The sequence below is a fragment of the Paraburkholderia sp. A1BS-2L genome (genome assembly GCF_051125205.1).
GTDB lineage: Bacteria > Pseudomonadota > Gammaproteobacteria > Burkholderiales > Burkholderiaceae > Paraburkholderia.
Map to the genome: position 1 here is coordinate 1746294 of NZ_CP120429.1, position 12631 is coordinate 1758924.

Annotated in this window: 10 protein-coding genes and 2 pseudogenes; all 12 read left to right on the top strand. The window is 66.6% G+C overall.

The window, feature by feature from the left end:
• Positions 1-2: 2 nt before the first annotated feature.
• The 12 genes and pseudogenes from P5W98_RS22765 (at position 3) to P5W98_RS22820 (ending at position 12631) form a co-directional block, all read left to right on the top strand.
• On the top strand, positions 3-482 hold the full coding sequence (locus P5W98_RS22765; RefSeq protein WP_421025853.1) for a GlcG/HbpS family heme-binding protein: 480 nt from the start codon (positions 3-5) through the stop codon (positions 480-482).
• 77 nt (positions 483-559) lie between these two features.
• Positions 560-2071: a 2-hydroxymuconic semialdehyde dehydrogenase gene (locus tag P5W98_RS22770; protein ID WP_421025852.1), complete on the top strand. Its 1512-nt coding sequence runs from the start codon at positions 560-562 to the stop codon at positions 2069-2071.
• 36 nt (positions 2072-2107) lie between these two features.
• Complete coding sequence (gene dmpE, locus P5W98_RS22775) at positions 2108-2890, top strand: 2-oxopent-4-enoate hydratase (RefSeq protein WP_421025851.1); 783 nt, start codon at positions 2108-2110, stop codon at positions 2888-2890.
• A 50-nt stretch (positions 2891-2940) separates the two neighbouring features.
• A complete protein-coding gene (locus P5W98_RS22780; protein WP_421025850.1) occupies positions 2941-3891 on the top strand; it encodes an acetaldehyde dehydrogenase (acetylating) in 951 nt (316 codons plus the stop codon).
• A gap of 55 nt (positions 3892-3946) precedes the next feature.
• The gene (gene dmpG, locus P5W98_RS22785; RefSeq protein ID WP_421025849.1) at positions 3947-4993 is read left to right on the top strand and encodes a 4-hydroxy-2-oxovalerate aldolase; all 1047 of its coding nucleotides are present in this window, start codon (positions 3947-3949) and stop codon (positions 4991-4993) included.
• Positions 4990-5778 (top strand): 2-oxo-3-hexenedioate decarboxylase, encoded by a 789-nt coding sequence (gene dmpH, locus P5W98_RS22790; RefSeq protein ID WP_421025848.1) that lies wholly within the window; start codon positions 4990-4992, stop codon positions 5776-5778. Before dmpG ends, dmpH begins: the two co-directional genes overlap by 4 nt.
• A gap of 19 nt (positions 5779-5797) precedes the next feature.
• Complete coding sequence (locus P5W98_RS22795; protein ID WP_421025847.1) at positions 5798-5989, top strand: 2-hydroxymuconate tautomerase; 192 nt, start codon at positions 5798-5800, stop codon at positions 5987-5989.
• A 35-nt stretch (positions 5990-6024) separates the two neighbouring features.
• Positions 6025-6846: an alpha/beta fold hydrolase gene (locus P5W98_RS22800; RefSeq protein ID WP_421025846.1), complete on the top strand. Its 822-nt coding sequence runs from the start codon at positions 6025-6027 to the stop codon at positions 6844-6846.
• A gap of 121 nt (positions 6847-6967) precedes the next feature.
• Complete coding sequence (locus tag P5W98_RS22805) at positions 6968-7870, top strand: SphA family protein (RefSeq protein ID WP_421025845.1); 903 nt, start codon at positions 6968-6970, stop codon at positions 7868-7870.
• A 208-nt stretch (positions 7871-8078) separates the two neighbouring features.
• Positions 8079-8249: pseudogene (locus P5W98_RS22810) on the top strand (TRAP transporter large permease subunit); the annotation flags it as partial.
• Between the two features lie 60 nt (positions 8250-8309).
• Positions 8310-9026 (top strand): annotated as a pseudogene (locus P5W98_RS22815) (NAD(P)-dependent oxidoreductase); the annotation flags it as partial.
• Between the two features lie 128 nt (positions 9027-9154).
• On the top strand, positions 9155-12631 hold the full coding sequence (locus P5W98_RS22820; RefSeq protein ID WP_421025844.1) for an adenylate/guanylate cyclase domain-containing protein: 3477 nt from the start codon (positions 9155-9157) through the stop codon (positions 12629-12631).

The window sequence follows — 12631 nt, forward strand, 5'->3', positions numbered from 1 at the left end:
TCATGGCTCGCAATGATTCGACCCACAGCGTCGGCACGCGCGTGATCGACTGGCCCGCCGCGTCGCGCGCCGCGCAGGCGGCGGCGCAGGCCGCCGAGCGGCTCGGCGTGCGCGTGAACGTCGCCGTCGTCGATGCGGGCGGCTTGCTCGCGGCATTCGTGCGGATGCCAGGCGCGCCGCTGCATTCGATCGACATCGCGATCGACAAGGCGTACACGGCCGCGAGCTTCGGCTTGCCGACCGGTGCGTGGCACGACGCGCTGGCCGCGCATTCGGAGGCCGTGCGGCAGGGGCTCGTGCTGCGTGCGCGCTTCGTCGCGTTCGGCGGCGGGCTGCCGATCGTCGAGGACGGCGTGCTGATTGGCGGCATCGGCGTGTCGGGCGGCAGCGAGGCGCAGGACGAAAGCTGCGCGCGCGCGGGCCTCGACGCGGTCGGCTTCGACGCGGTCGGCCTCGACGCGGTCGGCCTCGGCGGCGCGTGACGGGCGACGGGCCGCCACGCGCACATTATTTAAGGAACGAATCCGCTCACGGATTCACGACTATCGGCACACACATCATGTACGACACGGAACCCAAAGCCGCGACACGCGGCCCCGCCGGCGGGCAGCCGGAACCGCGGCTGGTCCGCAACTTCATCGACGGCGACTATCGTGCGGGCGAACGCTGGTTCGACAAGCGCTCGCCGCTCGACAACGCGCTGATCGCGCGCGTCGCCGAAGCGAGCCGCGCCGATGTCGACGCGGCAGTGCAGGCGGCGCGCGCGGCGCTGGCGGGGCCGTGGGGCGGTCTCACCGTCGCACAGCGCGTCGAAATACTGTACGCGGTCGCCGACGGCATCACGCGCCGCTTCGACGATTTTCTCGAAGCCGAAGTGGCCGACACCGGCAAGCCGGTGAGTCTCGCGAGCCATATCGACATCCCGCGCGGCGCGGCGAACTTCAAGGTATTCGCCGACGTCGTGAAGAACGTGCCCGGCGAAACTTTCGAAATGGCGACGCCCGATGGCGCGGGCGCGCTCAACTACGCGATCCGCCGGCCGGTCGGCGTGGTCGGCGTGATCTGCCCGTGGAACCTGCCGCTGCTGCTGATGACGTGGAAGGTCGGCCCCGCGCTCGCATGCGGCAACACGGTCGTTGTCAAGCCATCCGAAGAAACGCCGCAGACCGCGGCGCTGCTCGGCGAGGTGATGAACGCGGCGGGCGTGCCGCGCGGCGTCTACAACGTCGTGCACGGCTTCGGGCCCGATTCGGCCGGCGAATTCCTGACGACCCATCCGGGCGTGAACGCGATCACCTTCACCGGCGAGACGCGCACCGGCGCGGCGATCATGAAGGCGGCGGCCGACGGCGCGCGGCCCGTCAGCCTCGAGATGGGCGGCAAGAACGCGGCGATCGTGTTCGCGGACTGCGACTTCGACGCGGCCGTCGAGGGCACGTTGCGCTCGTGCTTCTCGAACGCGGGGCAGGTCTGCCTCGGCACCGAGCGCGTGTATGTCGAGCGGCCGCTGTTCGAGCGCTTCGTCGCCGCGCTGAAGGCCGGCGCCGAGCGGCTGCAGCCGGGCCGGCCGGAAGCGGACACGACCGGCATCGGGCCGCTCATCAGCCAGGAACACCGCAACAAGGTGCTGTCGTACTACCGCAAGGCGGCCGAGCTCGGCGCGACGATCGTCACGGGCGGCGGCGTGCCCGACATGCCGGACGAACTGCGTGACGGCGCATGGGTGCAGCCGACGATCTGGACGGGCCTGGGCGACGATTCGCCGATCGGGCGCGAGGAGATCTTCGGGCCGTGCGCGCTCGTGATGCCGTTCGACTCCGAGGCCGAGGTGATCGGCCGCGCGAATGCGAACGTGTACGGGCTGGCGACCGCGATCTGGACCACCAACCTGTCGCGCGCGCATCGCGTGGCGGCGTCGATCGACGTCGGCATTGCGTGGGTCAATTCGTGGTTCCTGCGCGACCTGCGCACCGCGTTCGGCGGTGCGAAGCAATCGGGCATCGGCCGCGAAGGCGGCGTGCATTCGCTCGAGTTCTACACGGAACTGCGCAACGTCTGCATCAAGCTCTGATGCCGTTTCTACTGACCTACTGACTGGACGATTCATATGGATTCCACATTGATCTCCACGCTGGGCGACCGGCTGTACGACGCGATGACCTCGCGCATGCCCATCGCGCCGCTTAGCTCGCAGCACGAGGACCTGTCGGTCGACGACGCCTACCGGATCCAGCAGCGCTTCGTGCAGCGCCGCCTGGATGCGGGCGAGAGCGTCATCGGCAAGAAGATCGGCGTTACGTCGAAGGCGGTGATGGACATGCTCGGCGTGTACCAGCCCGATTTCGGCTACCTGCTGTCGGGGATGGTGTACGGCGAGGGCGAATGCATCGCGCTCGACACGCTGATCCAGCCGAAGGCCGAAGGCGAGATCGCCTTCGTGCTCAAGCGCGACCTGCTCGGCCCCGGCGTGACGAACGCGATGGTGCTGGCCGCGACCGAATGCGTGATGCCGTGCTTCGAGATCGTCGATTCGCGGATCCGCGACTGGAAGATCCGCATCGGCGACACGGTCGCGGACAACGCATCGTGCGGCGTGTTCGTGCTCGGCGACAAGGCGGTGAGCACGCGCAGCGTCGATCTCGCGACCTGCGGGATGGTGCTCGAGAAGAACGGCGACGTGATCGGCACCGGCGCGGGCGCGGCCGCGCTCGGCTCGCCGGTCAACGCCGTCGCCTGGCTTGCCAACACGCTCGGCCGCCACGGCATTGCGCTGAAGGCTGGCGAAGTGATCCTGTCCGGCGCGCTCGCCGCGATGGCGCCGGTCAGCCCGGGCGACAACTTCCGCGTGTCGATCGGTGGGATCGGTGCGTGTTCGGTGCGCTTCGCGTGAGCGGCGCGGTTCTCATTCACTGCTCATTTATTGCAAAACAAGGATTCCTCATGACCCGGAAAATCCGTTGCGCGCTGATCGGCCCCGGCAATATCGGCACCGATCTGCTCGCCAAGCTCATGCGCAGCCCCGTGCTCGAACCCGTCTGGATGGTCGGCATCGATCCCGACTCCGATGGCCTGAAGCGCGCGCGCGAACTCGGCCTGAAGACCACCGCCGATGGCGTCGACGGCCTGCTGCCGCACGTGCAGGCCGACGGCGTGCAGATCGCATTCGACGCGACAAGCGCCTACGTGCACGCGGAAAACAGCCGCAAGCTCAACGCGCTCGGCGTGCTGATGATCGACCTGACGCCGGCCGCAATCGGCCCGTACTGCGTGCCGCCCGTGAACCTGAAGGACCACATCGGCTCGGGCGAGATGAACGTGAACATGGTCACGTGCGGCGGCCAGGCGACGATCCCGATGGTGCGCGCGGTCTCGCGCGTGCAGCCGGTCGCATACGGCGAGATCGTCGCGACCGTCTCGTCGCGCTCGGTCGGACCCGGCACGCGCAAGAATATCGACGAATTCACGCGCACCACGGCGGCGGCCGTCGCGCAGGTCGGCGGCGCGAAGGACGGCAAGGCGATCATCGTGATCAACCCCGCCGAGCCGCCGCTGATCATGCGCGACACCGTGCACTGCCTGACCGAGGACACGCCCGACGAGGCGCGCATCGTCGAATCGGTGCACGCGATGATCGCCGACGTGCAGCGCTACGTGCCGGGCTACCGGCTCGTGAACGGGCCGGTGTTCGACGGCAAGCGCGTGTCGGTGTATCTCGAGGTCGAAGGCCTCGGCGACTACCTGCCGAAATACGCGGGCAACCTCGACATCATGACGGCCGCCGCCGCGCGCACCGCCGAAATGTTCGCCGAGGAGTTGCTGGCAGGCCGTCTCGCGCTCGCGCCACTCGCGCCACTCGCGCCGGCCGCGCCGGCCGCGCCGGAAACCGCGTGATGCGCGCCATGGCGCACCCGCGCATGACGAATCAACGGACGAACAAGGAACGGCAATGAATCTCAAAGGCAAGCGAATCACCGTCCACGACATGACGCTGCGTGACGGCATGCACCCGAAGCGTCACCAGATGACGCTCGAACAGATGCGCTCGATCGCGACCGGGCTCGACGAAGCGGGCGTGCCGCTGATCGAGGTCACGCACGGCGACGGCCTCGGCGGCTCGTCGGTCAACTATGGCTTTCCCGCGCACACCGACGCGCAATACCTCGGCGCCGTGATCCCGCTGCTCAAGCGCGCGAAGGTGTCGGCGCTGCTGCTGCCGGGCATCGGCACCGTCGATCATCTGAAGGAGGCGCACGCGCTTGGCGTGCACACGATCCGCGTCGCGACCCACTGCACCGAGGCCGACGTGTCGGAGCAGCACATCGCGATGGCGCGCAAGCTCGACATGGATACCGTCGGCTTCCTGATGATGAGCCACATGAACAGTCCGGAAGGGCTCGTGAAGCAGGCGAAGCTGATGGAGGCCTACGGCGCGAACTGCATCTACATCACCGATTCCGCGGGCTACATGCTGCCCGACGACGTGAAGGCGCGGCTGGGCGCGGTGCGCGACGCGCTGCAGCCTGAGACCGAGCTGGGCTTTCACGGCCACCACAACCTCGCGATGGGCGTCGCGAACTCGATCGCCGCGATCGAGGCCGGCGCCAACCGGATCGACGGCGCATCGGCGGGGCTCGGCGCGGGCGCGGGCAATACGCCGCTCGAAGTGTTCGTCGCGGTATGCGAGCGCATGGGCATCGAGACCGGCGTCGACGTCTGGAAGATCCAGGACGTCGCCGAGGATCTCGTCGTGCCGATGATGGACTTCCCGATCCGCATCGATCGCGACGCGCTCACGCTCGGCTATGCGGGCGTGTACGGATCGTTCCTGCTGTTCGCGAAGCGCGCCGGCGACAAGTACGGCATTCCGGCACGCGACATCCTCGTCGAGCTGGGGCGGCGCGGCATGGTCGGCGGCCAGGAGGACATGATCGAGGACACCGCGCTGACGCTCGCGAAGGCGCGCGCGGCGCAAGCAAAGCGGGAGGCCGCATGAACCTGTCGACCGATATCGTCGAATCGCTCGCCGCGCATCTCGACGACTGCATGCGCGAAGCGCGCGACACCACGAAGATCACCGACCGTCATCCGGAAATGGACTGGGACGACGCGTATGCGGTGCAGGATGCGATCCGCCGCCGGCAGCTCGGGCGCGGCGCGCGGATCGTCGGCTACAAGGCCGGCCTGACGTCGCACGCGAAGATGCGCCAGATGGGCGTGAACACGCCGGTGTTCGGATTCCTGACCGATATCTACGACCTGCCCGAAGGCGGCGAGTGCGATACGTCCGCGCTGATCCACCCGAAGGTGGAGCCGGAGATCGCATTCGTCACGAAGGCCGAGCTCAAGGGGCCGGGCTGCCATATCGGCGCGGTGCTGGCCGCGACCGACTTCGTCGTGGCCGGCATCGAGGTGATCGACAGCCGCTACCGCGACTTCAAGTTCGACCTGAAAAGCGTGGTGGCCGACAACACCTCCGCCGCGCGCTTCGTCGCGGGCGGCCGGCCGCTCGCCGTGGGCGGCGTGGATCTGCGCACGCTCGGCGTCGTGCTCGAGAAGAACGGGCTGCCGGTCGCGTTCGGCGCGGGCGCGGCGGTGCTCGGGCATCCGGCCGCCGCGATCGCGATGCTCGCGAACCATCTCGGCGCGCGTGGCGAATCGATTCCGGCCGGCAGCCTGATTTTGTCGGGCGGCATCACCGAGGCGGTGGCTGTCGCGGCTGGCGACAGCGTGACGCTGCGCGTGCAGGACATCGGCTCGATCGGCCTGCGCTTCATCTGAACGAAACAAGGAGGCCATCGTGCCGGTAGCGCATCTCTACATCCTCGAAGGCCGCGACGACGACAAGAAGGAACGCCTGATCGCCGAGGTCACGCAGGCCATTCATCGCTCGCTCGATGCACCGGTCGAATCGGTGCGCGTGATCATCACCGAGATGCCGAAGGGGCATTTCGGGATCGGCGGGCAGAGCGCGAAACAGCGCGGGCGCTGATGCGCGCCGCATCCGACAATCGATTGGGGAACGTCATGTCAAGCAATCCTGAATTTGGCCGCCGGATCGTCGCCGGCGGCATCGACACGAACTATCACGACGTTGGCGACGGTCCGCCCGTGCTGCTGATCCATGGATCGGGGCCAGGCGTGACGGCCTGGGCGAACTGGCGCCTCACGATGCCCGCGCTCGCGCAGCAGTTCCGCGTGATCGCGCCGGACATGGCGGGTTTCGGCGAGACCGAACGCCCGGCCGGCTACCAGTATTCGATGGACAACTGGGTCGACCATGCGCTCGGCCTGCTCGATGCGCTCGGCGTCGAGCGTGCGCACGTGATCGGCAATTCGTTCGGCGGCGCACTGGCGCTCGCGCTCGCCATCCGCGCGCCGGCGCGCGTAGGCCGGCTCGTGCTGATGGGCGCGGCGGGCACGCGCTTCACACTGACCGAAGGGCTCGACGCGGTGTGGGGCTATACGCCGTCGATCGCGAACATGCGCGCGCTGCTCGACGTGTTCGCGTATGACCGCGCGCTCGTGAACGACGAGCTCGCGAAGCTGCGCTACGAAGCCAGCGTGCGGCCCGGCTACCAGGAGGCGTTCGCGAACATGTTTCCGGCGCCGCGGCAGCGCTGGGTCGATGCGCTCGCGAGCGACGAAGCGAAGCTGCGTGCATTGACGCACGACACGCTGATCGTGCACGGGCGCGAGGACCGCGTCATTCCGCTAGCAAGCTCGCTGAAGCTGCTCGAATTGCTGCCGAATGCGCAACTGCACGTGTTCGGCCAGTGCGGGCACTGGACGCAGATCGAGCACGCGGCGCGTTTCAACCGTCTCGTCGTTGACCATTTCAACGAGTAGTGCATCGGCAGGACGCATTGCCGCCAGGTATCGGAAGACACGATGCGTGGCGGCAGCGCGGGAAGGTTAGCCTGAACCAACATAAGAAAAACAGTAAGCATAACGAATCATGGAGACAAGGATGAATCGGAAGGCGGCATTCGGATTGATCTCGCTCGCGGCCTGCGCGGGCATCATGTTGAGCACCGGCGCATCGGCGACGGAGGGCGGCAGTGATACGATCGGCGAGGGCGCCGAAGCGTTCTTCGCGGGCGCGCTGCCGCCGGCCGGGCTGTACGGCCTGCTTTATTACACGCATTACCATGCGTCGCGTTTCAACGATTCGCAGGGCAACAACTCGGTGCCGGGTTTCAAGCTCGATGCGGACGTGCTGATTCCGCGCGTCGTCTGGATGTCGAACCTGTCGGTGCTTGGCGGACGCTACGGCGCGTATGCGGTGCTGCCGATGGAGCATCTGGCGCTGGACGCGGGCGGCGCGTCGTTCGACCGTACCAACCTCGGCGACCTGATCGTCAGCCCCGCGCTGATCGCGTGGGGCTCGGGCGCGCTGCGCACGGTGGCCGCGATCGAATTCGTGTTTCCGACCGGCCAGTACGACCCGCATGCGGCGCTGAACACGGGCAAGAACTACTACACCGCGCGGCCAGTGTTTGCCGCCTCATGGTTGCCGAACGACAAGGTCGAGGTGTCTGCGAAGTTCACATATAGCTTCAATTCCCCGAACGACGACACGCATTACCACTCGGGCAATCTATTTCACTTCGACTATTCGGCGAGTTATGCGGTCACGCCGAAGGTGCGCGTCGGGTTATCGGGCTACTTCGTCGAGCAGACGACGAACGACATGCAGAACGGGCAGCCGGTCAACGGCGACGGCTTTCGCGGACAGACGTTTGCGATCGGGCCGGGGGTTCGCTATCAGTTCAGCAAGATCAGCCTGGAAGCGCGCGTCGTGAAGGAATTCTTCGTGCACAACCGGCCGGCTGGAGAGGCCGTATGGGCGAAGGCGGTCATCCCGTTCTGATTTGACGGCGCGGCGCCGGTTGAGTGGATATACGAAGCGAAAAGCCGGAATGTCAAATTCCATTGGACGAGCCTGACGCCAAGCACCCGATCTCCCAATGGTGTTTGCAAAGGCGACTTCAGCCCGCCCCGAGTTCGTCGAACAGCCAGTCCTGAAAGCGCTTGAGCTTCGGCAGATCCGCGCGCGATTTCAGCAGGTTGAGGGTATAGGGGGCCTGTTCGCGCCGCCGTTCGGGGTCGGCTACTACTCGGCGTGCGCCGTGAGCCGCATCCATCCCGACGAAGGCATGAAGCCGATCATCGGCTATATGGTCGCGCTCGTGATCGGCTTGATCGTCGTGGCCGCCGTACCCTGGATTTCCAACGGCTTCCTGCATTGACGCACCGCGCCGCGTCTTGCCCAGGACGCGGCGCTTTTCCCCCAAGTTCCCCAATTATTCATCGAGTACGACCATACTTCAGCCGGGCAGGTCGCCGCGCGCCTGGCGGGTGCGACTATCGCGATCACCAACAAGGTGCCGCTGACGGCCGCAGTGCTCGCGCAGCTGCCATCGTTGAAGCTGATCGCCGTTGCGGCGACCGGCACCGACTGCATCGACAAGGCCGCCTGCGAGCGGCAGGGCATTCGCGTGTCGAATATTCGCGGCTACGCGGTGAACACGGTGCCTGAGCATACCTTCGCGTTGATGCTGGCATTGCGGCGCAATCTGATTGCTTACCGCGACGACGTGCTCAACGGCGAATGGCAGAAGTCCGGCCCGTTCTGTTTCTTCAACCACGCGATACGCGACCTGGGCGGCATGACGCTGGGCATTATCGGCGAGGGCGTGCTGGGGCAGCGCGTGGCCGAGATTGCGAAGGCCTTCGGCATGCGTGTGCTCTTCGCGGCGCACAAGGGCCGCGAAGGGCTCGGGCCGCTTTACACACCGTGGGACGAAATGCTGGCAAGCAGCGACGTCATCACGATACACAGCCCGTTGACGCCGCAGACGCGCGGCATGCTCGCGCTGCCCGAGTTTCGCGCGATGAAGCGCAAGCCGCTCATCATCAATACGGCGCGCGGTGGGCTCGTCGATGAGGATGCGCTTGTGCGCGCGCTCGACGAAGGGTGGATCAGCGGCATTGGCTTCGGCGTGCTGTCGGGCGAGCCGCCCGCCGATGCAACGTGGTGCTCTGAAGGGGGCGGCGGCCGGCCGCCGTTTTCCGGCTCATCGATTGGGGCTGTTCCGTCTGGGAATGCAGCGCATAATTGGCCCATGATGATTCCCGGTTGCGACGAGGTCGTATGCGCTGCACAAACTGCGGATTCGAGAATCCCGCCAAGGCGAGATTCTGCGAAGCGTGCGGGACGCTGCTCGCGCGCGCGTGCCCCCGTTGCGGGTACGTGGCCGCGGCGGCCGCCCGATTCTGCAGTGAATGCGGGGCGCAGCTCACACAGCTCACGCAACTCACTGAGGCGCCGGAGCTGGCGCCACCGGCACAGGAGTCGCCGCCCGCGCCGATTCATTACACGCCGCATCATCTTGCTGAGCGTATTCGTGCTGAGCACGTCGCCATGGAAGCAAGAAACGAGACCTCAGGCGAACGCAAGACGATCACCGCGCTGTTCGCGGACATGGCCGGCTCCACGGCCTTGATTCATGGTCTCGACCCGGAAGAAGCCCATCACCTGATCGAACCCGTCGTGGCGCTGATGATGGAGGCCGTCCACTATTACGAGGGCTACGTCGCGAAGTCCCTGGGCGACGGCATCCTCGCGCTGTTTGGCGCGCCGATCGCCCACGAAGACCATCCGCAACGCGCGCTGTTCGCCGCGCTGCGCATGCAGCAGGCAATGCGCTGGCATGGCGATCGCATTCGTCTGGAGAAAGGCATTCCGCTGCAGATTCGCGTGGGTATTCACACCGGCGAGGTCGTCGTGCGCTCGATCCGCACCGACGATCTGCACACCGATTACGATCCGGTCGGCCACACGATCCACATCGCCTCGCGCATGGAGGGCATCGCCACGCCCACGTCGATCCTCGTGAGCGAGTCGACCCACAAACTGGCCGAGGGCTATTTCGAGTTCAAGCCGCTGGGCGCAGCCCAGGTCAAAGGCATTCCCGAGCCGCTGCCCGTGTACGAGGTGCTGGGTCCGGGTGCGCTGCGCACGCGCTTGCAACTGGCGGCCCATCGCGGTCTCGCGCGCTTCGTCGGGCGCGAGGCTGAAATGGCCCATCTCGACCGGGCGCTGGCAATGGCGCGGGCAGGGCGTGGACAGGTCGTCGCCGTGGTCGGCGAGGCGGGCGTCGGGAAGTCGCGCCTTTTCCATGAATTCAAGGAACGTTCGCGGCGAGGGTGTCTGGTGCTGGAAACGTTTTCTGTTTCACACGGCAAGGCGTTTGCCAATTTGCCGCTGATCGAGCTCATGAAGAGCTATTTTCAGATCAACGCGCAAGACGATGAGCGACGCCGCCGCGAGAAAGTCGTCGGCAAGGTGTTGACGCTCGAGCGCAGCTTCGAGGATCTGGTGCCTTATCTGCTCTATCTGCTTGGCACGGGTGAATCCGCTTCCGCGCTCGCGGACATGGATCCAAAGGTTCGGCGCGACCGGACCTTCGACGCGATCACGCAGATTCTGACGCGCGAGAGCCAAAGCCAGCCGATCGAGCTGCTCTTCGAGGACCTGCAATGGCTGGACCGGGAGACCGAGGCGTTCCTCGCATACCTGGTCGAGCGCGTGCCGGGCACCCGTGTCCTGCTGCTCGTGAACTACCGGCCGGAGTACCAGCCGGCGTGGGACAGCAGCCAGCTCCGGCTGGAGCCGCTGGGGCCGGAGCAGGCCGAGGGGCTGCTCGCGGCGCTGCTCGGCGAGCATGCCTCGCTGTTGCCGCTCAAGCAGCGCATCCTCGAAAAGACCGAGGGCAACCCGTTCTTCATGGAGGAGGTGGTGCAAACGCTCGTGGAGGAGCGCACCTTGCACGGCGAGCCCGGGCGTTATCGCGTCGACAGGATACCTTCCGCGCTGCATATCCCGACCACGGTGCAAGGCGTGCTCGCCTCACGTATCGACCGCCTCCCGCTCATGCAGAAGGAACTGCTGCAAACGCTCGCGGTGATCGGCAAGGAGTTTCCGTTCAGCCTGGTCCAGCGCATCTGCGACGGACAGCTCGCACGCACCGACGACGATCTGCGCGCGCTGCTCGCGCACCTGGAAGCCGCGGAGTTCATTTACGAGCGGCCCGCCTACCCGGAAGTCGAATATTCGTTCAAGCATGCGCTGACGCAGGAGGTGGCGGGCCACTCTCTGCTCACGGAGCGGCGCAGCGTGTTGCACGAGCGTACCGCGAAGGCAATCGAGGCGCTGTTCCCCGCGCGCATCGCGGACTACTGCAGCGAACTGGCGCATCACTACAGCCTGAGCGGCAACATTCCCAAGGCGGTGGAATACCTGCACCGCGCCGGGCAGCAAGCGCTCAGGCACGGCGCCCATCCGGACGCCATGCACCATCTCGGCGCCGCCCTGGGTCTGCTCGAGCGATTGCCCGATACGCCTGCCCGCGCGTCGCGCGAGCTGACGCTGTTGCTCTCGCTGGGCCCCGCCTTGATGAACGTGCGCGGCTATGGGGCGCCCGAGGTGGCGGCGACCTACACGCGAGCCCGGCAGCTCGGTGAACAACTCGGCGAGGTGCCGCAGCTTTTTGCGGCGCTCCTTGGCTTGCGAATTCATAACATGACGCGTGCGCAGTACGCGGTGGCGCGCGATCTGGGCGAGCAGATGCTGCGCATGGCGCAGCAGGCAAAGGATCTGGACTGGCTCATGGAGGCACACGGTGCACTCGGTGCCTGCCTGTTCCTGCTGGGCGAACTGGACGCTGCTGCCGCGCACGAAGAGCAGGCGCTGACCCTCTACGATCCCGAGCGGCATCGGACCCATGCCGTCTCGCATGGCGTGGACCCCGGCAGCCGGGCGTTGAATTTCCTGTCCTTGATACGCTGGCTGCAGGGCTATCCCGATCAGGCGCTCAAGCGAAGCACGGAGGCGCTCGTGCTCGCGCAGAGGCACGCCTACGGGCCGACATTGGCATTCACGCTGGGTTACGCAGCCGAGCTGCACCAGCTTCGGCGCGAGGCTGCGCTGGTGAAGGAGCGAGCCGAAGCGGCCATCGCCGTCTCGACCGAGCACGATTTGCCGTACTGGTTCGCGTGGGGCACCATTTTGTCGGGCTGGGCGCGCATCGAACCGGGAAGCCTGCAGGAGGGCCTCGCCCAGTTGCGCCGGGGGCTGGACGCCGAACGGTCAGCGGGTGGTGAGGAACATCGCTCCTACTTTCTGGCCTTGCTCGCCGAGTGCCAGTGGCGGGCCGGCGACATACCGGGCGGCCTGCAGACGCTCGATGCGGCCATGGCGATCACAGAGGCAACCGGTGAGCGTTTCTACGAGGCTGAATTGCATCGGCTCAAGGGAACCCTGCTGCTCGCGGCGTTGAGCGAGGACGAACGCATGCCTTCGTCCAGCGAAGACGCGCAAGCTTGCTTTCTCAAGGCGATTGCCGTGGCTCGCGCGCAAGGTGCCCACTCACTGGCGCTGCGCGCGGCGTCGAGTCTCGCGCGTCTGTGGCAGCATGAAGGCAGATCAGGCGAGGCAACGCAGGTGCTGTCCGAGACTGTCGGCCACTTCACGGAGGGCTTCGACACCGGCGATCTGCGAGAAGCCAAGGCGTTGCTCGACGCGCTAGCATCGAGCAACGTGCGAACAAACGACGAAGGACGGGGCTAA